This window comes from Shewanella frigidimarina NCIMB 400, from assembly GCF_000014705.1.
Classification (GTDB): Bacteria; Pseudomonadota; Gammaproteobacteria; order Enterobacterales; family Shewanellaceae; genus Shewanella; species Shewanella frigidimarina.
In genome coordinates, this window is record NC_008345.1 from 2639218 (window position 1) to 2663502 (window position 24285).

Annotated in this window: 17 protein-coding genes; 8 read left to right on the forward strand and 9 right to left on the reverse strand. The window is 40.1% G+C overall.

Annotated features, from left to right (window positions below):
- Nucleotides 1-112 precede the first annotated feature (112 nt).
- Nucleotides 113-892, reverse strand: coding sequence for a methyltransferase domain-containing protein (locus tag SFRI_RS11380; RefSeq protein WP_011637662.1), 780 nt, complete (start codon nt 890-892; stop codon nt 113-115).
- 176 nt (nt 893-1068) lie between these two features.
- Between SFRI_RS11380 and gloB the strand changes: the two genes are divergently transcribed.
- Both gloB and SFRI_RS11390 read left to right on the forward strand, forming a co-directional pair.
- Nucleotides 1069-1848, forward strand: a complete 780-nt coding sequence (gene gloB, locus SFRI_RS11385; protein ID WP_011637663.1) for a hydroxyacylglutathione hydrolase — start codon at nt 1069-1071, stop codon at nt 1846-1848.
- Nucleotides 1849-1998: 150 nt separating this feature from the next.
- Nucleotides 1999-3552, forward strand: a complete 1554-nt coding sequence (locus tag SFRI_RS11390) for a lytic transglycosylase (RefSeq protein WP_011637664.1) — start codon at nt 1999-2001, stop codon at nt 3550-3552.
- Between the two features lie 523 nt (nt 3553-4075).
- On the opposite strand, the gene SFRI_RS11395 is transcribed toward SFRI_RS11390, so the two are convergent.
- Nucleotides 4076-5896 (reverse strand): AsmA family protein, encoded by a 1821-nt coding sequence (locus SFRI_RS11395; RefSeq protein WP_011637665.1) that lies wholly within the window; start codon nt 5894-5896, stop codon nt 4076-4078.
- Between the two features lie 25 nt (nt 5897-5921).
- Nucleotides 5922-6416: a putative 4-hydroxy-4-methyl-2-oxoglutarate aldolase gene (locus SFRI_RS11400; RefSeq protein ID WP_011637666.1), complete on the reverse strand. Its 495-nt coding sequence runs from the start codon at nt 6414-6416 to the stop codon at nt 5922-5924.
- 193 nt (nt 6417-6609) lie between these two features.
- Here SFRI_RS11400 and SFRI_RS11405 point away from each other — a divergent pair, with 193 nt between their 5' ends.
- Nucleotides 6610-6924 carry a hypothetical protein gene (locus tag SFRI_RS11405; RefSeq protein WP_011637667.1) on the forward strand — a complete coding sequence of 105 codons (315 nt, stop codon included), beginning with the start codon at nt 6610-6612 and terminating at the stop codon, nt 6922-6924.
- A 259-nt stretch (nt 6925-7183) separates the two neighbouring features.
- Here the strand turns inward: SFRI_RS11405 and SFRI_RS11410 are convergent, their stop codons facing one another.
- Nucleotides 7184-8833 (reverse strand): methyl-accepting chemotaxis protein, encoded by a 1650-nt coding sequence (locus SFRI_RS11410; RefSeq protein ID WP_011637668.1) that lies wholly within the window; start codon nt 8831-8833, stop codon nt 7184-7186.
- Nucleotides 8834-9138: 305 nt separating this feature from the next.
- Nucleotides 9139-10065: a LysR family transcriptional regulator gene (locus SFRI_RS11415; RefSeq protein WP_041413000.1), complete on the reverse strand. Its 927-nt coding sequence runs from the start codon at nt 10063-10065 to the stop codon at nt 9139-9141.
- Between the two features lie 174 nt (nt 10066-10239).
- Between SFRI_RS11415 and SFRI_RS11420 the strand changes: the two genes are divergently transcribed.
- The 5 genes from SFRI_RS11420 to SFRI_RS11440 all read left to right on the forward strand — a co-directional run bounded on the left by SFRI_RS11420 (nt 10240) and on the right by SFRI_RS11440 (nt 14919).
- Entirely contained in the window at nt 10240-11460 is a 1221-nt protein-coding gene (locus SFRI_RS11420; RefSeq protein WP_011637670.1) for an acyl-CoA dehydrogenase family protein, read from the forward strand.
- 11 nt (nt 11461-11471) lie between these two features.
- Complete coding sequence (locus SFRI_RS11425) at nt 11472-12302, forward strand: SDR family oxidoreductase (protein WP_011637671.1); 831 nt, start codon at nt 11472-11474, stop codon at nt 12300-12302.
- 5 nt (nt 12303-12307) lie between these two features.
- Nucleotides 12308-13375, forward strand: a complete 1068-nt coding sequence (locus SFRI_RS11430; protein ID WP_011637672.1) for a phosphotransferase family protein — start codon at nt 12308-12310, stop codon at nt 13373-13375.
- A 2-nt stretch (nt 13376-13377) separates the two neighbouring features.
- On the forward strand, nt 13378-14085 hold the full coding sequence (locus tag SFRI_RS11435) for a histidine phosphatase family protein (RefSeq protein ID WP_011637673.1): 708 nt from the start codon (nt 13378-13380) through the stop codon (nt 14083-14085).
- 84 nt (nt 14086-14169) lie between these two features.
- Entirely contained in the window at nt 14170-14919 is a 750-nt protein-coding gene (locus SFRI_RS11440) for an SDR family oxidoreductase (protein ID WP_011637674.1), read from the forward strand.
- Between the two features lie 84 nt (nt 14920-15003).
- Here SFRI_RS11440 and SFRI_RS11445 read toward each other — a convergent pair whose 3' ends face one another.
- From SFRI_RS11445 to SFRI_RS11460, 4 genes are all read right to left on the reverse strand, one after another.
- Nucleotides 15004-15537, reverse strand: coding sequence for a cell division protein ZapC (locus SFRI_RS11445; protein WP_011637675.1), 534 nt, complete (start codon nt 15535-15537; stop codon nt 15004-15006).
- A 168-nt stretch (nt 15538-15705) separates the two neighbouring features.
- The gene (pyrD, locus tag SFRI_RS11450) at nt 15706-16725 is read right to left on the reverse strand and encodes a quinone-dependent dihydroorotate dehydrogenase (RefSeq protein ID WP_011637676.1); all 1020 of its coding nucleotides are present in this window, start codon (nt 16723-16725) and stop codon (nt 15706-15708) included.
- A gap of 61 nt (nt 16726-16786) precedes the next feature.
- Complete coding sequence (locus SFRI_RS11455) at nt 16787-21634, reverse strand: NAD-glutamate dehydrogenase (protein ID WP_011637677.1); 4848 nt, start codon at nt 21632-21634, stop codon at nt 16787-16789.
- Nucleotides 21635-21962: 328 nt separating this feature from the next.
- Nucleotides 21963-24269, reverse strand: coding sequence for an efflux RND transporter permease subunit (locus SFRI_RS11460; RefSeq protein ID WP_011637678.1), 2307 nt, complete (start codon nt 24267-24269; stop codon nt 21963-21965).
- Nucleotides 24270-24285 lie beyond the last annotated feature (16 nt).

Here is a 24285-nt window from a genome sequence, read left to right on the forward strand (position 1 = left end):
TGACTCGTCAATAAGCCCTGTTAGTACAAAATGGCATATTGATATGAAAATAATTCAAATATTCAGGTGTTGGCTTTCGGACCTCATATCTTAAACCGAGCGGAGGTTATTTTTATGGTTTTGAACTGTTCAATGTCTGGGTCTCAATACTCGGAGTATGAGTTAATCCGTTACGGCCAGCCGATGGCGCCGTTGACCAGTTGGGTGCTTTTACCTTCGACTTATCTTTAATCGGTGTAAGCGGAGTCGTCATTTTGCGAGCCACAATTAAGTAAACACTGCCGGTACTAGGTAGCCAGTTAGCGATACTTTTTTGCCACAATGGTGCTTGTTGAGGTTTGCTCGGTTGATTAGGTGTGCTGACCCCGCGTTGGCCTAATAACGAATGGTACATTAACCGTTCATCTGCTAATACTTTATATCCCAGTAACCCAAGCCAATCTTTTACCCTTGATGGCATAAAAAACTGCCCGTTCCAAGGTAATTTAGTTTGATATTTTGGCAAGATTTTGCCTATAAAAGCTGGACTGATGGGATTAAAACCGACAATAAAAATATAACCACTGCTGATGAGCACTCGGTCGAACTCTCGTAAAATTTGATAAGGATCAGATTCAAATTCTAATAGAAAACAACTTAACACCGCATCAATTGCACTTTGTTGTACGGGTAAATGATGCGGATCAGCCTGAATATTCGCATCTGAGCCGTCATAGACAGAAAAATGTCGTGCTATGTTGCAATGTAAACTGTTTAACTGGCTACTTAACGCCCCGGCTTTAAGAAAATGATAGCCAAATATTCGCGGCCACCAAGGGGCTAATTTAGCTTCAATCTCAGCTTGCAATAATTCACCAAAAGGCAAATCTTGCCAAATAAGGGGTTTTAACATGGAGCCCGCCAACTAATACTTTGCAAAAATGTCATATTTTCTCAACCCATCAACTTTACCATAGCTTGTTTGATGTTCAGCTAACCATCATTGATACTTTCAGAATAACTTCACTTGAAGTTATTTAACGATATCCGTTACCCTAACAGATAGTCAATCATCACTCGAGTCAGATTATGCTTAACGTTCACGCCATTCCAGCTTTTAATGACAACTACCTTTGGTTAATTCATCAAACAAGTAGCCTTGATGCTTACGTAGTTGATCCAGGCTGTGGCCAAAGTGTTATCGATTATTTAGCCACCACAGAACTTAACTTAGTCGGTATTCTCATTACCCACCACCACAGCGACCACACTGGCGGTATAAAACAACTGCAACAGCACTTCAACAATAGTCTTATTGTTTATGGTCCGAGTAACGAACGTATCGATGGTTTAACTCACCCATTAACAGTTACATCGGATATAAATATTGAGATACCTCATTTAGGGCTTACTCAGGTGATAGCCGTACCAGGACATACTTTAGGTCATATTGCCTACTATATTGATGATAAATTATTTTGTGGCGATACCTTATTCAGTGGCGGGTGTGGACGGTTATTCGAAGGCACTCCGACGCAAATGCTGCAATCGTTGACCGTGTTGGCAAACTTACCCGACCAAACCCAAGTTTTCTGTGCTCATGAATACACACAATCCAACCTTAATTTCGCCTTACATGTCACACCCAATAATTTACAGTTGATTGATTATGCCCATAAAGTTAATCAATTACGCTCACAAAACATACCAACCATCCCTAGCACAATCGCGACAGAAAAAGCCATAAACCCGTTCCTACGTTGTCATATAAATGAGACTCAAGTCGCAATATCAACAGAATACAAAATAGTAAATATAGATGATATTCAGACATTTACATTATTAAGGGAATGGAAAAATCAATTTTAGATTAACATGAAAACACTTTAATAAGACATGCCAAATAATTTAATCTACAATGCCAAACTGAACTAAAGCATGTCCAAAAGAGTCTCATAGGCATTTGGTATGTTCGCCCTTTTTTTTACGCCCTGAGAACTTGAGGAAGTGTATCTTCAAATGAAAGCAAACTTGATTATTATAGCTGGCAGTATGCTGGCTATAACGGGGTGCCAGACACTCCATACTGCAGAGCCAAGTTCTGATAGTACAACCCAGACTGTTACAGCTAACGCTAAAAACAAAAAATCAGCGACCGTAACTCTTGAGCAAATTGAAGAACAAGTTGCTCAAGTTAACGATTTATGGCTCAGGATCAGCAACCAAATGCACTTTCCTGTTGTCGATAATGCTTTGGTTGCTCAGTACCGCCAATGGTACATCGATAATCCTATGCATTTAGAAATCGTCACTCAACGTGCTCAGCCATATCTGTATTACATTGTTGAACAGTTAAAAAAACGCAATTTACCTTTAGAGCTAGCATTGCTGCCTATTGTTGAAAGTGGTTTTGACCCACTAGCCCATTCACCAAGTGATGCATCGGGTTTATGGCAATTAACCTCACCAACGGCCATGTCGTTTGGCGTAAAGACAAATTGGTGGTATGACGGACGCCGTGATGTTGCCTCATCGACAAAAGCAGCTTTAGATTTAATGGAATACCTTTACGCCAAAATGGATCACAATTGGTTATATACCATTGCCGCTTATAACTCTGGTGAAGGTCGAATATTCAATGCCATAAAACATAACCAAGCCCGCGGAAAATCGACAGATTTCTGGTCATTATCGCTGCCAAGAGAAACCGCTCACTATGTCCCCCAGTTATTAGCATTGGCAGATGTCATTAAACATGCAGATAAGTACGGCATCAATTTAACGCCTATAGATAACTCGCCTCAAATAGAGGTAGTCGATATTGAAAGCCAACTCGACATTAATTTAGCGGCTGATTTGGCTCAAATTGACATAAATGATTTAAAAGCGATTAATCCAGGTTTAAAGCGCTGGGCAACAGCCCCACAAGGTCCACATCAATTGATTGTGCCTAGTGATAAAGCGGTATCCTTTAAACGAGCATTAGCCACTATTGAACCAAACTCCCGTATTAACTGGGTTCGTTATAAAATTAAGTCTGGTGATAGCATCAGTGAAATTGCCGACCAATTTGAAACCACGGCTACATTAATAAGAAGCAGTAACGGTATTAAAGGCAATAATATTATTGCTGGTCGATTTTTAATTATTCCTGTTGCGGCAAAAGATCCAGATTTAGCCACCATGACCGCAGACCAAGTACTGGCACGCAAAACGGTGGTCAAATCAAGCCCAAACAAGCAAGCTTATATCATTAAATCTGGTGATTCATTATGGAAGATAGCGCAGTCACAGCAAGTGACTGTCGCACAATTAATGAAATGGAATAATCTTAAAAAACAATCCACGTTAGCCATCGGTAAATCATTAGTTATTTTTCCTAATGAAGTCGCCATTAACACTGCAAGCAATGATAAAACGGTTAGCTATCGCGTCCAATCAGGTGACTCTTTAGCGCGTATAGCACTTAAATATAAGGTTACCGTTGCAGAGTTAATCGAATGGAACAGTTTACAAAATAGTAAATTGATCCAACCTGGACAGATACTGAAACTGATTGTGACCAATAGCTAGTTAGCTTTGCCTATAAGGGACTGTTACTCAACAAAGGTTATTGGTATTGGAATCGCTATTGGTATGAATTAAATACTCAGTTAAATTCAGCCATAAAAAACGGACAAGTTATTATTTGTCCGTTTTTTACGGCATAACATTAATAAATCAACTGTTTCGCAGTGTTCAATAATTTGATTAGGCTAACCATACTGCCATTACAGCACATTACTATCCATTTTTAACCTAGTTAACCTCTACTGGGATAATAAACGTTTATCAAACAGTCCTTTGTCTCGCTAACTGTGTTGCATTGACTTGCAATAGGCTAGCTATTGACGTACCAATTTGCCTTATTAGCAAAACAAAAGACAAGTTTGATATAAAATAGGCCGAATATTGTCATTTCGACTCACATATCCCACTTCTTAACCCGAGTTGAGGTTAGTTAACTGCAAACCATATAGCAGTAACAAAAGCCGCTTTGGACAAGGCTGTAGTCCTCATATCGAATCTCCTACAGCCTTTGTTATTAATGGATGATTTAAATTCCAAGCTTCTTAAACAATCCTTCTTTTAGCTTTTCTTTGGCTTTATCTGCTTCATCTTTAAATTGGCCTTCCAATAACGCTTTGGTATCAATGCCAAACTTAGGCTCTTGGAAAGTACCTTTAATAGTTAACGGAATGTCGATACCTTTAAGAGACTCATCAGCAGGTTCGCCTTGTCCTGATAATGACCCAACGACACTGGTTGTTAAGGTGTAATCTAACGCTTCAGTAGCAATGTTTGCCGTACCTTTACCATTTAAGCGAATTAACGGTGAAGCCATCGCTAAATCAGGGTTAGTTACAACAGCATCTTTCATGGTGAAACTTCCAGTTAAACTGGTAAAATCGGTTTTCAACTCTTCTTTCTTATCCGCCGATAAATCACCTTTCAGCTTTTGCTGTGCGCTACGGATCATCTGTGGAATGTTAACTCCATACAATGATCCATCTGCTACTTCAAACTTACCCACGGCATTAAGATTGTTTTTAAGATTATCGACAATCAAACTGGCACCACTACCTTTAACTTCAAAACTCGCTGTTCCAGAAAGCAAATCTACTTCAGCGGCATCGGTTAATAACGGACGAATTTGCACCCCAGTCAACTTTTTATCAAACACATAAGTTGGTACCGCTTTACGACCATCAAGCTTAGCGCTAAGTGCTAGCTTACCTTCATATAAATCGGCAGTCAGCAACGACAACGTTAATACGCCTTTATTAACGGCCATTTTCATTTGCCAATTTTGCGTTAGCATATTACTAACTTTAATTGATTTAGCGGTTAAGTTTAGGGTTAAATCGACACTCTTTAATCCCGACAAATCAGGTTCTTTGCTTGGTGCAGTTTCAGGAGTTGCCTCATTTTCTTTGGCATCGCCTTCTTGCTTTGGCAGTAATGCATCGACATCAATATCACCAACATCAAGATTCATCGCAATTTTAGGAATGCTATTACCATAGTTGATCTTAATATCGCCAGTGGCGGCTAAGTCCATAGCTGACATTTTAGTCAATTGCAGCTCAATGGTTTTTGCATCTAATGCCATCTTCATTTGTGTACTCAGCTCAGCGGTAATCGCTTTGCCTGGCAAACTATCGCCTTGGGCTTTATGCACCATGTCAAAATCATTAATCGTGACATTCTGTAATGCTTGGTCGACTTTAATTTTGCCTTGTCCAGATGACGCTAACTGCATATCAGGCAGTGTCGCTGAAAACTCGTAAGCAAAATCAGCGAATTGTCCTAGGCTGAACTGTCCTAAAGTAAAACTTTTTAGACTGAAAGTTTGAGTCGTATTGCTGGCCATATCAATAATATTGATATTCGTATTGGTAAGTTCAATACCGCCAATATCTAACGTCTGTAAAGACATTGCCTCTGAATTGCTTGAGGTTGATTGTGGTTTTTCTGCCGATGTTTCAGCAGTCAAACCATCAAAACTAGTCTTGCCGTCTTTTTGAGTGACTAAGTTAAGTGTTAAGCCATCTAGCTTTAATAAATCAACTTCTATTTGTTGGCTAAACAATGGCATCAACGCCACATTGGCCACGGCCTCATTAACATCAAGCATCGCAGCGGGTGTAAACCCATTTGGGTTCGATAACGAAATGCCCCCGAGCTTGATGCCTAAAGATGGAAACACGCTCCAGCTTAAATCTTGGCTGATTTGTAAGTCACGGCCAGTTTGTTTTTTTACCGCATCAACAATTTGCGGTTTAAAATTATTTAAATCGAAAAACATTGTGAGGTAGACGGTTATACCGACCACTATGGTTAGCACTATCGCTAACAACCACTTTACTACTTTCATTTTTGCTTCCTTGTCTGTCGCTACTTTAAGCTAAAATAGCTAAATCCAGTGCCTGCCTACTGACAGCAACACCATTTAAATCAGCGTAGATCATCATTCCAGGAGAAATACTGATGCCAGCAATCTCGATTGTGACATTGACCTCACCTACGTCTTTTTTGTCTGTTTTAATGGGATTAGTGCCTAAAGCTTGCACACCAATTGGCATAGTGTTGATGGTTCCAGCGTCGCGAATACAACCATTGATGATAATACCTTCCCAACCATTATCGCATGCATTTAAGGCTATCATGTCACCAAGCAATGCTCGTCTTGTTGAGCCTCCACCGTCAACAACTAATACTTTACCGTGACCCTTTTTTGCTAATTCAGATTTTACTTTTGAATTGTCTTCAAAACATTTAACGGTCACGACTTCACCGTAGAATATCGATTTTGCACCAAATGCTTTCCATGGATTTGACAACAACGTCAATTGTTCAGGGTAGTGATCAAATAAGTCTGGCAATAGATCTAACATGACTCCTCCTTGTAGATCAAAATCTTAGGTTACCGAGAATGAGTATATTCAACAAGTATTGTTAACGATATATTATTACACTCAGAAAGTATCGTTAACTTAGTATATCAACACATCCACAAATCAAGTAAAAGAGTGACTTATTCAATAAAAATGAATATAATTTCTAAAAATAACGTAGAAAATCATACTTATGAGTGAAGATTTAAATTTACAGAAAATGATGGATGCGTTTGATGAGCTAGATTTCGAACAACGCACAACCACAAACCTTGAAAATGCCCGTAATAAGCAGCAAATGACAGCGTATATTGAGTCGTTAGATTTTAGCCTGCGCCGTTTATTAATTTTGCAAGACACGGTAAATACTATTGTTGAGCAAAAACAAGTAAACCTGCTTAAACAAGAGCATATTCAAACTTATAAAACTAAAATTATTAACCTCTCTCGCCAGTACAATATCTCATATCAAGATGTCATCAATATAATGGTGCAAATATCACGTTAATAACGATTAACTAATTGAATCAACTTCGTAAAGAAAATGAATTTATTCTCATTCTGCAATATTAAACTTGTTATGTGATTTGCTCACAAGGTGTTTTCGCTTGGTGCTTGTCATACGAGTAACAGTCTTAATTTAACTAAAAAATACTGTAGATAGTAAATGAGAGAGTCAGTGAGATAGAGAGCATTTAGACATCGTTGATTATCGCTAACGGAAGCTAGTCAGGCTAATTGAATTAATCAACCTGACTATCAGCGGGCTATTTTACTTTAAATTGATCCACAAGTTGATGTAACTGAATTGCACCTTGTTCGATACCCATACTGCCTTTATTAATGAGCTCATTCTGAGTTCGATTTTCTAACGACATGTCCTTGATGCGAGTAATATTCATATTCAGTTCGCCAATAACAGTGCTTTGCTCGTCTGTGGCGGCTGCTATTTGAACATTCATTTGCGATATTTGCTCAATTGAAGACTTAATATTATCAAGTGCACCTACAACTTGTTGTGTTTCATTGACCGTTTCAGATGATTTAACTTTAGCCCTTGCAACAGAAGCATTAACACTATCAATGGCACTTCTGATTGCGTCGATGATAAGATTAATTTCACTTGTTGAAGCTTGAGTTCGGCTAGCAAGCGTTCGAACTTCATCAGCAACAACGGCAAAACCACGACCAGCCTCACCTGCTCTAGCGGCTTCGATGGCAGCATTCAACGCTAACAAATTAGTTTGATCTGCTATTCCCACAATCACATCCAGAATTTGACCAATCTTACTTGAACTTACTTGTAAGCCTTTTGCAACATCTTCTGTCGCAGCTAATTCACTGGATAATTCAGATATTTTTTTCATTGCGTTATCGACAACGGAAGCTGATTTGTCTGCCTCTTTGTCTGCATGGTGCGTACTGTCTGCTGCCAGTTGTGCATTAGAAGCGACTTCTGATGCAGTCATCGACATTTCATTAATCGCGGTTGCCACATTCTCAGTTTCGGCTTGCACATTGGATGAAATTTGATTGGCCTGTTGTGCAATCGTCGACATGTTTTTAGCTAAACGACTCGATTCATCAACCGAATGGCTGACAGAAATAATGACTTTCTGGATTTTATCAATAAAGGCATTGAAATGATGTGCGATTTGTTTGAGTTCATCATTACCCTCTTCAGACAAACGTAAGGTCAAGTCCCCCTCGCCCTTGGCTATATTTTTAAACGCGCTAATGGTTTCAATCATCGGCCCTGAAATACTGCGAATGATAAAAAACAGCAGTAAGATGACCGGCAGCCAAACCAGTGTCAATAACAATAAGTATTGAGTAATGAATTGATTTTTATCGGCTTGAATGTCATCAACATAAATGCCAGTCCCGATGATCCAACCCCAAGGTCTAAAGCGCTTAACCACTGACATTTTCGGGCTAGGTTGTTCATGTTTTGGTTTGTTCCACATGTAATCCACCCGTGCGGCATCTTGCTGTTCGGTACGTTGGATCATTTGTTCAAACAGCTTAACGCCATTTGGATCTTGCATTGCCAATACTTTTGTATTCACTAATTGCTTTGCAAAAGCATGCTGAATCATCGTCCCTTGAGTATCAATACTGAAATAATACTCATTGCCTGAATAGCGTAGTTTATCTATCGCCGCCAAAGCCATGATTTTAGCTTCATCTTCGGTCATGATTCCTGATTCGGCATCTTGATAATATTTATCAGCAATGGTGGTCGCGATATCTACCAAAGCATTCAATTTAGCTTCTTTCTCATTAATTAACACGTTTTCAACTCGTGTTAATGAAAACCAGAACACGATTACAGTAGCAATGATCGCTAATGCCAACATTCCTAATAAACGGTTAGCAATTGTCGTTTTGCGAAAAAACATGTTAGTTGGGTTCATATAGGCACCATGACATTATGATTATTATTAAAATGGTTTATAAGATGAATACTGACACGAACTCAGCAATGTTCGTTATATTCTAAAATATGCTCATTAACAGAAATGTTTTATCACTGTCACGCTTTGTTACACAATTGTTAATCATAGTACTTAACAAACGGTAAATATAGTAGACTTATTTGTGATTACTAAAAATAGTCGCTTAATTTTTTCACAGCAAAATCGCTAATAATGCACTTGGTCTTGTTCGTTATATCAAGCTGATTTTTTCTCTGAAACATTCCTATCCAGCAATAAGATTATTATTCTGCAATGATCGCCATCTCAATTTGTGCTCTTAACCAAACAAATGCGGGATCCGTTTCAGTATTCATGTGCCAGTATAAATGAGTATCAATGTCCGGTAGTTCAAATGGCATGGTGCACACATGTAAATCTGGATGTATAAACTGCTCCGCTATAGAGCGCGGTAAGGTCAACATTAAAGGCGACCCGATGACAATTTTAGCAGCGGTTTGGTAACTCTGGCATCGGTATTTAATGTGCCGATTTACACCTTGTTGTTGTAACAATATATCTTCCATCACTCGACCAATAGGTCTGCTTGATACGGCTACATGTTCAGCATTAGCATAATCAGTCGGAGTCAATTTGGTACTAGGCTCTAAATGCATTGCATGTTGTCGACGGTCTATCAACACACAAAATGGATCTGACAATAGGGTTTTGTGAGCTAAAGGGGCATTCACCGCTCTCGCAACATCAATGGCTAAATCCACCTCCCCATTGGCTAACTGACGCGCTATATTTTCCCGAGATAATGACATACTGGCTATTTTCGCATGCGGAATTAACTTCACAACTTGCTTAATCAGCGTTGGCATTATTTGGCTTTCTAGCGCTTCATGAATGGCTATTTTAAAAGTTTGCTCCGTAGTAAGCGGGTCAAATTCACCACATTGCTGCAGTACTTGCCTTATTCGATTTAGCGCACTAATAAGTTGCGGAGCCATACGTTGACAAGCTGCTGTTGGTTGCATTTGCAGACCTTGGCGTACAAACAGCGGGTCGTTTAACACTAAACGTAATCGTTTTATCGCATGGCTCACTGCTGAAGGCGTTATAAACAACGACTTTGACGCTAAAGTCATATTTTGCTCCGAATAAAGAGCTTCAAATATTTTTAACAAATTAAGGTCAAGCTGCTGAATTGCTTTGGTATCTGCCATTTTGGTCTCTATTGTTAAATGAATTTGCAACACACAACTATGAATAGTATTCATTGCAACCTAACATGTTATTTCATTTTATTCACTTATATTACTGCGATATGCTAACTACACAAATAATAGCTCGGTCACGTAATCACAATAATTGTGGTTTACGTCACGCAGGATGCTTACATGAATATCTACGCTACAGAAAAATCACAACAATATTTAGCAAAAGTAACCTCATTTATTAATGACAAAATTTTACCCATTGAAGCAGAATTGTTTATCGAAAACAGACGCCTTAACCACAATAGCGATTGGACTCAATGGCAACTATTACCGCAAATAGAAGCGCTTAAAACGCAAGCAAAAGCAGAGGGGTTATGGAATTTATTTCTGCCTGATGCCGAATTAGCTAAAGGGTTGACCTGTGTTGAATACGCCCCTTTGGCTGAAGAAATGGGACGCTCGCTTCTGGCCCCGGAAATCTTCAATTGTAATGCTCCAGATACCGGCAACATAGAAGTGCTTTATCACTTTGGTGATAAGCAACAGCAGCAACAATGGTTAACGCCGCTACTTGCTGGTGAAATACGCTCAGTATTTGCGATGACAGAACCTGATGTCGCCTCATCGGATGCCACTAATATGCAAGCTACCATCATTGAAGACGGTGATGATGTGGTGATTAATGGCCGTAAATGGTGGTCAACGGGCTTAGGTCATCCAAACTGTAAAGTAATGATCTTTATGGGCTTGTCACATAGCGATGCACCTAAACATCAACGTCATAGTATGGTATTAGTGCCGATGGACGCGCCTGGGGTCAGCATCACACGTATGTTAACCGCCTATGGTGATTATGATGCCCCTTATGGCCATGGAGAAATGGAACTCGTTAATGTACGTGTACCTAAAAGTAATGTGATTATGGGTTTAGGTAAAGGCTTTGAAATAGCTCAAGGTCGATTAGGCCCCGGTCGTATTCATCATTGCATGCGGGCTATTGGCGCAGCAGAACGCGCCTTATCATTAGCGATTGAGCGCGGACAATCTAGAGTTGCCTTTGGTCAACCTATTATCAAGCTCGGTGGCAATCTTGAACGTATTGCCCAAGCGCGCATGGCAATAGAACAAGCACGATTACTGACACTGAATGCCGCATGGAAAATCGATAACTTAGGCGTCAAGCACGCTATGACCGATATTTCGGCAATTAAAGTGGTTGTCCCAAATATGCTGACCCAAGTCGTCGACATGGCGATTCAAATGTATGGTGGCGCAGGGATGAACCATGACACACCATTAGCAGGGTTTGCAGCAATGGCCCGCAGTTTACGTTTAGCTGATGGACCTGATGAAGTGCATATGGCCATGGTGTCACGTCTTGAGTTAGCTAAGTACAAGTAATGGTGATGACTATGAAACCAATAACACAATCACAAAATGTAGTGGTCACTGGCGCGGCATCGGGTTTAGGTAAAGCACTGGCACTAAAATGGGCGAGTCAGCACGCCGAAGTGTGCGTTGCAGATATTAATAAACCAGCTGGTGAACAGGTGTGTCAAGAAATCCAAGCGTTAGGAGGTAAAGCATTTTTCGTACCTTGCGATATTACCAACACAGACAGCATTACAGCGCTCGTACAAGTACTGAATGAGCGTTGGCAACATATCGATGTGTTAATCAATAATGCCGGCGTTGCGTCAGCAGATAAAATTGAAGTTGAACCTATTTTGCAATGGCGCTGGGTAATGGAAATCAACCTGTTTGGTATTGTGAATATGTGCCAACAGTTTGTTCCCATTTTTAAACAACAAGGCGTTGGCAGTATTGTCAATGTCGCTTCACAAGCTGGCTTGACTCCAATCCCGTTTATGTCCAGTTACAACGCATCAAAAGCGGCTGTGGTGTCGTTGTCAGAAACCTTGCGCATAGAACTTGCCGATGACAATATCAATGTTAGCGTGTTATGCCCAGGCTTCTTTAAAACCAACTTAGGCAGCAGTCTACGTACTCAACTGCCCACAATGGAAAAGCTGCTGGGTAAGCTATTTGATAAGTCACCCATAAATGCAACGCAAGTCGCCGACATTGCTTATCAAGGTGAAAGTAAAAAACAATTCCTCTTACTGACACATCAACAAGGCAAACGGCTTTATCAGTTAAAACGCTTATTGCCTTTGCATTGGTATTTTAAATTAGTATTGAAACAAACACATCGTCTTAGGCAATTGTTAAGGGAGGAATAAGCTTAATGAACCAACAATATCTGGATAAAGCCAAAGCGGTTCGTACCGGCGAGGAGCTTGATGCTGCGATAATTGACCCGTGGTTAAAACAACATATCGACGGACTTGAGGGAGACGTAACCATAACCCAGTACACTGGCGGTGCATCCAATTGGACTTACTGCTTAAGTTACGCCAATCGCAAGCTTATTTTACGCCGCGCGCCCAAAGGCACTAAAGCTAAAGGTGCTCACGACATGGGGCGCGAGTATCGATTACAACAAGCACTTAAACCTGTTTACCCTTATGTACCAGCAATGCTGGCACATTGTGATGATGAAAATGTATTAGGGACTGAGTTTTATGTCATGGAAAAGCTCAATGGCATTATCCCAAGACAAAACCTCCCTAAAGGCTTAAAAGTCGATAAGACGCAAGCCAGAACGCTTTGCACTAATGTAATTGATTGTTTAATCGAATTACATAAAGTGGATGTAGATGCCGCTAATCTTAACCATATCGGCAAAGGCGAAGGATATACGCAGCGCCAGATTGATGGCTGGAGCAAACGCTACACTCAAGCTAAAACCTGGAATGTGCCCTCTGGCAAAAAAGTGATGGCTTGGCTACAACAACATAAACCAGCACAAGAAAGCATTTGCCTAACCCACAATGACTTTCGGTTTGATAACGTAGTGTTAGATCCAAATGACATCAGTAAGGTCAATGGAATACTCGACTGGGAACTGGCGACGCTGGGGAACCCATTAATGGATTTGGGTAATACCCTCGCCTATTGGGTTGAAGCAGATGATGACTTTTTAGCACAAATGACTCGCCGCCAACCCACACACCTTGATGGTATGCTCACTCGACAACAAGTTGTTGAATATTATTGCGATAAAATGAATATCACCATTGATGATTTTCGTTTTTATGAGGTGTTCGGTTTATTCCGTTTAGCAGGCATAGTGCAGCAAATTTATTATCGCTATCACCATAAACAAACACGCAACCCTGCATTCAAACAATTTTGGATTTTTTCACATTATTTATTGTGGCGTTGTCAACAAACAATGAAGCAAAAAGGATAACCATGGCGAATATCTATTTAATCCGTCATGGGCAAGCCAGCTTTGGCGCTAATAACTATGACAACTTATCAAGTTTAGGCCATAGTCAAGCAAGGCATTTAGGTGAGTATTTTAACCTGCGCTTAATTCAACCTAGCCATGTTATTTGCGGCAACATGACTCGACATCAACAAACACGAGATGCCTGTTTATCGACGTTGTCACCGCCTTTATTGCATGAGTCATTACAGATAAGTCCCCCTTGGAATGAGTTTGATCATGAAAATGTGATTGCGGTTTATCGACCAGACTTGGCAACCCCAGATGCAATGAAGTACTACCTCCAACAACAAGCTTCACCCACAAGAGCCTTTATCGAATTATTTAGTCAAGCCATTCAACAATGGCAACAACAATCAAATTCCGCCAACGATCACTATAGTGAATCTTGGCAACACTTTACTCAACGAGTCAACCAAGGGTTACAGCAACTCATCGAGCAGACAAATGACAATGACACTGTGTTTGTATTCACCTCTGGTGGCGTCATTAGTGCCGCGATGATGCAAATATTAACAGTGCCAGAAGGTCAGTTTTTTAATATCAATAAACAGCTAGTTAATTGCGGCGTGACCCAGTTACAGTTGAAACGGCAACGATTGAGTTTAATCACCTTAAATGAGCATAGCTTTTTTGATGGGTCACAACGCCATTTACACAGCTTAATTTAAGTTATATTCACTTTGTGAGTATCGTTAAGTGACGATGTTCAACACGTTTAGCAAAACAATTAAAACAAAAATAAAGAGCACATTATGAAACGGAAAAACATATTAATCACAGGGGCGAGTTCAGGTTTAGGCCGCGGTATGGCAATTGAGTTTGCTAAGCAAAATCATAATCTTGCTTTGTGCGCGAGACGAATAGACCGTCTTGAAGCATTAAAGCAAGAGTTACTAGTGATTAATCCCAATATCCAAGTATTGATTAAATCATTGGATGTTAATGACCATCCGCAAGTTTTCGACGTTTTCAGTCAATTCAAACAAGAGTTCGGTCAACTTGACCGCGTCATTGTCAACGCAGGCATGGGTAAAGGTGCCTCTATCGGTACTGGTTTTTTTGAAGCTAACTTACAAACGGCGCAAACCAACTTTATTGCTGCAATAGCCCAGTGTGAAGCTGCGATGGCTATTTTTCGTGAACAAAATAGTGGTCATTTAGTGACCATTTCATCCATTAGTGCCGTACGTGGGTTTAGACGTGCTATGACGGTTTATGCGGCGACTAAAGCCGCCTTAACGTCGTTATCTGAAGGTATCCGTATCGATGTGATGAACACACCAATAAAAGTGACCTGTATACACCCTGGCTTCATTCGCAGTGAGATTAATGAAAAAGTGAAAACGGTTCCGTTTATCGTCGACACCGAGACAGGTTGTAAAGCGATGGTGAAAGCGATTCAAAAAGAAAAAGCTAATGCTTATGTACCGAGTTATCCATGGGCTATTTTACATTGGGTATTACGTATAGCCCCGCTTAGTGTGATCCGTAAAATGAGTTAAAAGTTTTTAAGAAAATGAGCTAAAACAAAAATGCCAAACTCTATGTTTGGCATTCTTTTATTACGCACATTAACTTAAGCGATATTAAGCTGCCACGACTTGTCTGGCTTTACGCAATGGGTGCAAACGATTATGCATCACTTTAATGGTGTCGAATTGTACTAGCGACTTGCTGTCTGATAACTGACAGTATTGCGATAAAATCATCACTGTGGCAGCTTGTAAGCCATTATCAACGACTAATGCTAATACTTTTGAATAGCCGCAATTAAGTTGAAATAATTTACCGACTTCGCAATAAACACACTCATCACTCACATCAAAAAACCAAGACTTCGGCATTTGTGATTGTAATAAAAAATGGGCTGCGGTGGCATTCAAAGCAGTTTGAACAATACCGGCATCAGAGATATGTAAAACCTTAGGAAGTGTTTCAAGCATTTTAATGTAGAATTTTGCGTGTTCAAGATTAAATTCAGTTGCGGTTAATGCATCTGGAATTAATAGTTTTGTCTTGTATGGGGTCAAGAACTCCATCTCGGAACCCAATGAAATACTTAGCTGCTTGCAAGTCTCATTGTATTCCCAATGCCAGTCCTTGTTTGGCATTAATAACATGGCAATTTGCACCTAAATGTTGAACACTTGTGCATAATAGTTTATTTTTCACCCAATATCAAAATTTAATTATAAATTATAACATAAATTTCATAGTGTTAGCGCGATCGAACGATCTAAAATTCGATCGCGGCATGATTTTTGATCGATAACTATATGTTTTAGTCGTTATTTTGCACAATAAGCTCTAGCGATCTGATCAACCAGTTTAGGTCCTTGGTAGATAAAACCAGAGTAAATCTGCACCATGGTTGAGCCAGCGTCAAATTTAGCCAAAGCATCAGCTGCACTATTGATCCCACCCACACCAATGATCGGGATCTTGCCTTGTAAGCAGATCGCTAATTGTTTGATCACTTGTGTTGATAAATCAGCCAATGGTTTGCCACTTAAGCCACCCATTTCTTCGGCATGTTTTAAATCAGTAACAGTATCTCGGCTTAAGGTGGTGTTGGTCGCGATAACACCATCAAACTGATTACTCATCAATGAGTCAGCTATCGCGCTGATTTCTTCTGAGGTTAAATCAGGAGCAATTTTTAGCGCAACAGGGACATATTTACCATGTTTAGCGGCTAATTCAGTTTGTTTGGCTTTAATTGAGCTAAGTAAGTCATCAAGTAACTCACCGTATTGCATTGAACGTAAACCAGGAGTGTTAGGAGAGGAAATATTAACTGCAATATAGCTCGCATATTGATAAACCTTTTCCATACAAATTAGGTAGTCATCTTTACCCTGCTCTACTGGAGTGTCTTTATTTTTACCTATGTTCACGCCAACCATAATGTCAGACTTTTTGGCCATTAAATTACGAACCAGATTATCGACACCTTTATTATTAAAGCCCATACGATTAATAATGCCTTTGGCAGGTTTTAATCGAAATAAACGAGGTTGATCGTTACCAGCTTGCGGGCGTGGTGTTACTGTTCCTACTTCAACATGGCCAAAACCCATCGCATGAAAAGCATCAATTGACTCGCCGTCTTTATCTAATCCTGCTGCTAAACCGACAGGATTGGGGAACGTCAGTCCCATACAGGTTACTGGGGAAGATTTAACCTGTTGACGATAAAAACAATTCAACAAATTGTTTCCGGTCATTTTCAAACTGCCAATCGCGATATTGTGGGCTAACTCAGGGTCCATCTGAAACATTACTTTTTGCGCGAGTTTGTAAAACATGTTTTCTCCTAGACCTAAAAAAAACCCCAGCAATTGCCAGGGCTTATTCACATTATAAAAACTACTTCTGACCTTCGCAATGCAAAATCAGCAAGTTCAGTTCTCTTAAGGCGACTGAGAACTTAGCAAATTCATGGGTTTGAGAAACCTTGAAGTCCGCTAACATGTGATACCATCTTTCAAGCAATGGTTTATTTAATGTAATCCATTGATTGATAACACTATCTGCATCGCAAGTATCTGTACAAGTACGTAATACTGCAGAACTTAATGCACGTTGTTGCCAATCAAGTTCTTCTCTGAATGCAGCACGAGCAAGTGCTTGCCAATGGTTAGCTACAGGTTGAGCACTGATTTGTTCTAAGAACCAATGTAATTCAACTTTAGCACCGAGTTTGAAGTAAGTTTCTGATACCAGCTCAACTGACTTATTCTCGATTTGAGCAATTTGTGCAATGTCTAACGCAGAGAATAATGTACTCATTTTAGCGACAACTTGTGCAACTGCTTTAGGGACATTCTCTTTCGTTAGTGCAGTAATTTCAGCAGAAATCACTTTCACTTCAGCAGCAATCATATACTGGTCAACATTGGCTTTAAGCTGTTCAAATACAGGCTTAAAGAATGCCACTGTTTGATCAATATCATGAGCACGATTGCGATGACGAATAAACCAACGACATGCTCGACGCATATTACGACGCAACTGATGTAGCATTTCACCCTGCACATGTGCCGGAGTAACACCGTTTAAGTCAGTAATAGAAGCGGTTAACTCATCAAGACCAAAGATTTCTCGGGCCATAGTGTAACAAATAGCCGCTTCGGCAACTGTTGCACCGGTCTCATCTTGCATACGTTGTACAAAATTAAAGCCCATATCATTCACCAATTCATTGGCTAATGAGGTAGCAATAATTTCACCACGTAGAGGATGTGCGATCATTTTGTCAGCGTATTTTGCTTGTAACTTTTTAGGGAAATAAGCCACTAATAGCTTGCTTAAAAATGCATCTTCAGTGATTTCAGGTGTCACTAGTTGCTCTTTAAGCACCATTTTAGCGTAAGCAACAAGTACCGATAACTCTGGACGCGTTAACGCACGGCCGTTGGCTAAACGTTCTGCTAAATCGTCATCAGTTGGCAAGAACTCAAGTGCGCGGTCAAGTTTACCGTCTTTTTCAAGATACTGAATAAAACGAATTTGCTCTTTAAGTTGTGACACACCGTGTACTTGGGTAACCGAAATAGTACGGGTTTGGTCTTTACAATCTTTAATCACAATATCGCTGACTTCGTCAGTCATATCTTCAAGTAAACGGTTACGCTGTTTAACCGTTAACTCACCTTCTGCCACTAACGTGTTTAAGAAGATTTTGATGTTAACTTCGTTGTCTGAACAATCAACACCGCCAACGTTATCGACGAAGTCAGTATTCATACGGCCACCATTAGCACAGTATTCAATACGGCCTAATTGTGTACAACCTAAGTTACCGCCTTCACCAATGATTTTGGCACGTACTTCTTTACCATTTACACGTAAGGTATCGTTTGCACGGTCACCTACTTCAGCATGCGATTCTTTGCTCGACTTAACGTAGGTACCAATACCACCATTCCAAATCAAGTCTACTGGCATTTTCAGTAGTTCTTTCATCAGTTCAGTTGGGTTCATGGTGTCTTTGTCAGTGTCTAGCATCTGCTTGATTTCTGGAGTCAATTTAATTGACTTAGCAGAACGTAAGAATATCCCGCCGCCTTTAGAAATCAGTTTGGCGTTATAGTCTTCCCAGCTTGAGCGTGGTAGTACAAATAAACGCTGACGCTCAGCATAGCTTTCGGCAATTTTTGGCGTAGGGTCAATAAAGATGTGCATATGGTTAAATGCAGCAACCAATTGAGTTTGCTCAGATAGCAGCATACCGTTACCAAATACGTCACCAGCCATGTCACCAATAGCCACACAACTAAATGGAGTGGTTTGACAATCAACACCAATTTCGCGGAAATGACGTTTAACAGACTCCCACGCACCACGGGCAGTAATGCCCATTTTTTTATGGTCATAGCCGTTACTACCACCAGAGGCAAATGCATCGCCTAACCAGAAGTTGTATTCAATCGCAATAGCGTTAGCAATGTCTGAGAATGTTGCCGTGCCTTTATCAGCTGCAACGACCAAATATGGATCGTCTTCATCATGACGTACAACATCTACGGGTGGAACCACTTCACCATTAACAATGTTGTCCGAAATATCTAATAACGCACGAATGAAGATACGGTAACATTCTTGTCCTTCCGTAAATAATGCCTCGCGGCCACCTTCTGTCGGCAGTTGTTTACACACAAAACCACCTTTTGCGCCCACAGGCACAATCACGGTGTTTTTAACTTGCTGTGCTTTTACTAAGCCTAATACTTCGGTACGGAAGTCTTCACGACGATCTGACCAACGTAAACCACCGCGAGCCACTTTACCGCCACGTAAATGCACACCTTCAACACGAGGCGAATACACGAATATTTCAAACTTCGGTAACGGCTTAGGCATTTCAGGAATTAAGCCCGGTGCAAACTTAAACGAGATATAGTCTTTCGCTTTTCCGCCAATGGCAGTTTGATAGAAGTTAGTTCGTAATGTGGCGTTAATTAAATCCAAGTAACGACGAATAATACGGTCATCATCTAAGCTTGAAACGTCATCAAGTTGTATGTTCACCTGTTCAAGGAACTTACTTAAGGTGCGCGTTTTTAGTTTAGGGTTAAACTTACGGATGAACATTTTCACCAATAAGTCCGCTAATTTAGGATAACGGCTAAACGTTTCTTCGATGTACGACTGACTGAATGTTGCATCAATTTGACGCATGTACTTAGCATAAGCACGCAAAATAGACACTTCACGACCACTGAGGCCTGTTGACAGTACCATACGGTTAAAGCCGTCGTCTTCTAACTTCTTCTGCCACACTTGCAATAAAGCCGTTTGGAAACGGTCTTGGCTATCAGCTAAGTTTTCTGTCGCTGCACCCTGCACTGTCATTAAGAAGTCTAAAATCCAGAATGTCGCACCATCATTAGTTTTGACTTCGTATGGACGTTCATTAATCACACGTAAACCAAAGTTTTCAAGCATTGGAAGTACGTCAGACAAGTGAATAGGCTCGTCTTTATGGAACAGTTTCAGGCGGACTTTATTGTCATTCAATGCAGTTTCTTGCGGTTGATAAAACAACATACCTAATTTGTGTTCGTCATCCAATGCTTCAAGGTGCTGCATGTCAACAACAGCTGAACTTGGAAGCACATCATCTTTATAACTAGGTGGGAAAGCATTTAAATAACGTTTTGTCAGTCCCGTTCCAGCTTGCTCACCAACGGCATTGTTTAATGCGGTGTGCAGTTTGTCGTCCCATGAGCGAGCAGCTTCGATAAGATTTCTTTCAATGGCGGCCACATCAACATCCATATTGTTATTATCAACTTTGATAATATAGTGAGTTCGAGCCAATGTAGACTCTGAGAAGTACGTGGTGAACTCAACATCTTCTGTACTTTTAAAATGTTGTGCCAGAATGCGTTGAGTATCTTGACGTAATTTAGTGTTGTAGCGGTCTTTAGACACATAAACTAAACACGACAAGAAACGGCCATAACCGTCTTTACGCACAAATAACTTTAACTTGTCGCGATCTTGCATTTCTAAAACACCGTGAGCGATGTTTGATAGCTCAGGATCTTTAGCTTGAATTAGCTCATCACGAGGTAAGTTCTCAAGAATATTCATTAACGCTTTATAATCATGAGAGCGCGGCGCTAGCCCTGAGTTATCAAGAATGCGCTGAACCTTTTCACCCAATAATGGGATTTCGCGTGGACTACGGTTATAAAGATTAGAAGCATATAAACCAATGAAACGATCTTCACCAATTACGTTGCCTTTTTTGTCAAAACGTTTAACACCAATATAATCTACATAAGCTGGACGATGTACACGGCTTTTAGCAGAGCTTTTGGTGAGAACGAGTAAGCTTTCATCTAACGCCTCTTTACGGGCTGAATCAGATAAACTTGAAAGTAATAAACCACGCTCACTATGGGAGGTTTTTGAACGGTTCATTAGCCCTAAGCTAGATTCAATGTTAGGAACAAGCTCAACATCACCTTCAACACGTTTTAGATCATAATAACGATAGCCAAGCAAAGTGAAATGATGGTTGTTCAAGTAGTTTAAGAAATCAACTGACTCTTTCAGTTCCGTTTTATCACCCGGGAAAGGACGTGAAGGTAATTGTTTAATAGTATCGGTTAATGTATCTGACATTAATTGCCAATCATTGACCGACGCAGAGACATCAGCAAGAACAGATTGAATTTCTTTTTCAATCGCCTTAATGTCAGCATCACTATTTTGTTTGTCAATTTCGACTAAAAATACAGCAACATTATTGCTGCTATCTGATGTGTCATTAACAAATGACACATCAGATACATTGTTGTTATTACCGCGTACTACGGCTAATGGCGTGTGCAACATCACATGGGCAGTGATACCCATTCGATTTAACGCCATTGAGAGCGAGTCAACCAAGAAAGGCATATCAAGTTGGATAACCTCAATAATGCTGTGAGTTGACTGCCAGCCATGTTTTGCTTGGCTTGGATTAAATACACGGATGTGGGTTTGATCCTGGGCCGTTTTATTCAGCGCATTCCAAAGGCTCACTACAGCACCATATAAATCACTGTCATTACGAGCATTGAGATCGTCTTTTGACATATGGGCATAGAGGCAATTAGCAAATTGCTCAACTTGTTTGGCTTGAGAATTAGGGATTTTTGTGTGAATTAAATTGACTACATTTTCCAGTAGTACTGAAGGCATTGCATCTTTCAAGGCCATGTTGCAGATTCCTTAAGCGTCTATGGCAGCGCTCTTATCATTATATGGATGCTTCGGCTTGTTGATTCAGTCGGTCCGAGTCATTTTGTGTCTATCACGTAAATAACTGTTTTTCGTTTAACAATAGAAACTCATATTTGAGATCTGGTGCAAAGTTTATTACTAAATTGCTGCTATATCGAGGAAAATTTTAGTGGTACATCCTCTATAAATCCAGTCGACAGCATAGATTAGTGTTTAAAATGACATTTAAGTCGTTTGCATAGAGTAACTATGCAAAATAAAAAAGGGAGCTAAGCTCCCTTTTTTATTTAATTACATGTTTTAGTTACTTTTTTCGCCAAAACATCGCTGATAGTGCCGGTAGAATAATAATTGCTCCCAACATATTCACTAAAAACATAAATGTAAGCAAAATACCCATATCCATTTGGAATTTAAGATCTGAGAAGAACCAAGTACTCACCCCAATAGCTAACGTTAAACCAGTGAAGATAACCGCACTACCGCGTTCAACCAAAGCTTCAAAATACGCTTGTTGAACCGGCATACCATTACTGAGTTTATTAGACATCGTCGACAAGATATAAATACCGTAATCGACGCCAATACCTACCCCCAATGCAATAACAGGTAAGGTACTCACCGCAAGTCCAATATCAAGCAGGGTCATTAGTGCTTGCGCCAATGTCGATACCACATAAAGCGGTATAATCACTGCAATAGTCGCCTTCAGAGATTTAAAACTAATTAAACACAACACAAACACAGCACCATAAACATATAACATCATTGGTAGCTGAGCTTCGCTCACGGCTTCATTTGTGGCAGCCATGACACCAACGGGACCTGAAGCTAACTTAAATTGCAGTGTGTCAGAGTTAAGTTGCGCAGCAACGGCTTTAACTTTATCGACAACCACCTCAATGGTTTCAGCTTTGTGATCCTTTAAGAACAAGTACACTGGCATCACTGAACAGTTACTATTGAGCAAACCTGACGTTGTCGGTACTTGACCAACGGCTTGTACTAAGCTGGCAGTGGTACGAGGTAAAATTTCCCATTTTGGGTTACCTTCGTTAAAACCGGCATTCACTTTTTTAGCAATAGATGCCAAGCTCGCCGTTGACTCTACACCAACGGTATTGGCCATCATCCATTCAAACTGATCTATTTGTGTTAGGACAGAATGATAAGTACAAGCTTCTGGTGTTGCTTCGACAATCACTGTCATCACATCGGTGGTAATAGAAAAGTGATCAGTAATAAAGAAGGTGTCTTGGTTATAACGAGAATCTTGGTGCAGTGCTGGTGCCCCACCTTGTAAATCACCTATTTGCATTTTTGAAGCTTGTTGAAAACCAACCACATAAAGAATTACTGTCGAAATTAATACTACAACGGCATATTTTGGCGTCGCAAACTTAGACAATGCTCGCCAAATATTTTCAATTTTTTGGCGTTTCTCAGGATTATCTTGCTTGTTGGGTAATTCAAAATATGAAATAACCAATGGTAGCAAAATAAGGTTAGTTAAAATAATGACTGCAACACCTAGCGATGCAGAAATTGCCAACTCACGAATAATACCAATATCAATGGCCAATAAGGTTAAAAAACCGACCGTATCAGACAATAAAGCAACACCACCGGGCACTAATAAACTGCGAAAAGCTGACGCTGCTGCGGCTTTAGTTGTTTGACCATCAAGCACCCGACGACGTACAGCATTGATCATCTGCACTCCGTGACTCACACCAATAGCAAACACCAAAAATGGCACTAAAATCGACATGGGGTCTAAACCAAATCCGACCACAGTTAATAGCCCTAACTGCCAAAAAACAGCAATCAAACTACACATTAATGGCAAGATAGTGAGCATTATCGATTTTGAAAATAAGTACACCATCACAGCAGTAATGGCTATGGCGATTAAAAAGAACAGCAATACGCCTTTAGCGCCTTCGGCAACATCGCCAGCCATTTTGGCAAAACCGATGATGTGAATTTTAATTTGATCGTTTTCAAATTTGCCGCGAAGCTCTTGTTCTAATTGATTTGCAAACGCAATAGTATCAATGGCCTCACCCGTTTGAGGGTCAAACTCCATTAACTGCGCAGACACCATGGCAGAGGTATAATCATTGCCGATAAGTCGGCCTACAATGCCCGCTTTTTCTATATTATCGCGAACTATTTTAAGTCCATAATCATCATTACGAAAATCAGCGGGGATCACAGGACCACCAGCAAAGCCATCCTCTACAACTTCGGTAAAACGTGTTGAAGGCGAAAATAACGACTTAACCTGAGAACGTTCTACACCTGGAATAAAAAATAATTGATCGTGAACATTTTTCAGCGCATCAAAAAATACCGGGTTAAATATATTGCCACTGGTATCTTCTACCGCCACCATAATACTGTTAGCACCACCAAAATCTTTTTGATGTTTGGTATACGTTTGCATGTACGAATGATTGAGTGGGATATTTTTACTAAAAGCGGCATCCATTTTTAATTGGCTGGCTTGATACCCTAAGAAAAAGGTAATAAAAATAAACGAAATGATGACCCATTTTCGATTACGGAATAAATGAGATTCAAATCCATTGACCAGTTTTTCTAACATCTTTTCGGCCCTATTA

What these genes read in the sequence shown, in the direction of transcription:
- SFRI_RS11380 (WP_011637662.1), bottom strand. Translation starts at nt 892, where the DNA reads ATGTTAAAACCCCTTATTTGGCAAGATTTGCCTTTTGGTGAATTATTG.
- gloB (WP_011637663.1), top strand. Translation starts at nt 1,069, where the DNA reads ATGCTTAACGTTCACGCCATTCCAGCTTTTAATGACAACTACCTTTGG.
- SFRI_RS11390 (WP_011637664.1), top strand. Translation starts at nt 1,999, where the DNA reads ATGAAAGCAAACTTGATTATTATAGCTGGCAGTATGCTGGCTATAACG.
- SFRI_RS11395 (WP_011637665.1), bottom strand. Translation starts at nt 5,896, where the DNA reads ATGAAAGTAGTAAAGTGGTTGTTAGCGATAGTGCTAACCATAGTGGTC.
- SFRI_RS11400 (WP_011637666.1), bottom strand. Translation starts at nt 6,416, where the DNA reads ATGTTAGATCTATTGCCAGACTTATTTGATCACTACCCTGAACAATTG.
- SFRI_RS11405 (WP_011637667.1), top strand. Translation starts at nt 6,610, where the DNA reads ATGAGTGAAGATTTAAATTTACAGAAAATGATGGATGCGTTTGATGAG.
- SFRI_RS11410 (WP_011637668.1), bottom strand. Translation starts at nt 8,833, where the DNA reads ATGAACCCAACTAACATGTTTTTTCGCAAAACGACAATTGCTAACCGT.
- SFRI_RS11415 (WP_041413000.1), bottom strand. Translation starts at nt 10,065, where the DNA reads ATGGCAGATACCAAAGCAATTCAGCAGCTTGACCTTAATTTGTTAAAA.
- SFRI_RS11420 (WP_011637670.1), top strand. Translation starts at nt 10,240, where the DNA reads ATGAATATCTACGCTACAGAAAAATCACAACAATATTTAGCAAAAGTA.
- SFRI_RS11425 (WP_011637671.1), top strand. Translation starts at nt 11,472, where the DNA reads ATGAAACCAATAACACAATCACAAAATGTAGTGGTCACTGGCGCGGCA.
- SFRI_RS11430 (WP_011637672.1), top strand. Translation starts at nt 12,308, where the DNA reads ATGAACCAACAATATCTGGATAAAGCCAAAGCGGTTCGTACCGGCGAG.
- SFRI_RS11435 (WP_011637673.1), top strand. Translation starts at nt 13,378, where the DNA reads ATGGCGAATATCTATTTAATCCGTCATGGGCAAGCCAGCTTTGGCGCT.
- SFRI_RS11440 (WP_011637674.1), top strand. Translation starts at nt 14,170, where the DNA reads ATGAAACGGAAAAACATATTAATCACAGGGGCGAGTTCAGGTTTAGGC.
- SFRI_RS11445 (WP_011637675.1), bottom strand. Translation starts at nt 15,537, where the DNA reads ATGTTATTAATGCCAAACAAGGACTGGCATTGGGAATACAATGAGACT.
- pyrD (WP_011637676.1), bottom strand. Translation starts at nt 16,725, where the DNA reads ATGTTTTACAAACTCGCGCAAAAAGTAATGTTTCAGATGGACCCTGAG.
- SFRI_RS11455 (WP_011637677.1), bottom strand. Translation starts at nt 21,634, where the DNA reads ATGGCCTTGAAAGATGCAATGCCTTCAGTACTACTGGAAAATGTAGTC.
- SFRI_RS11460 (WP_011637678.1), bottom strand. Translation starts at nt 24,269, where the DNA reads ATGTTAGAAAAACTGGTCAATGGATTTGAATCTCATTTATTCCGTAAT.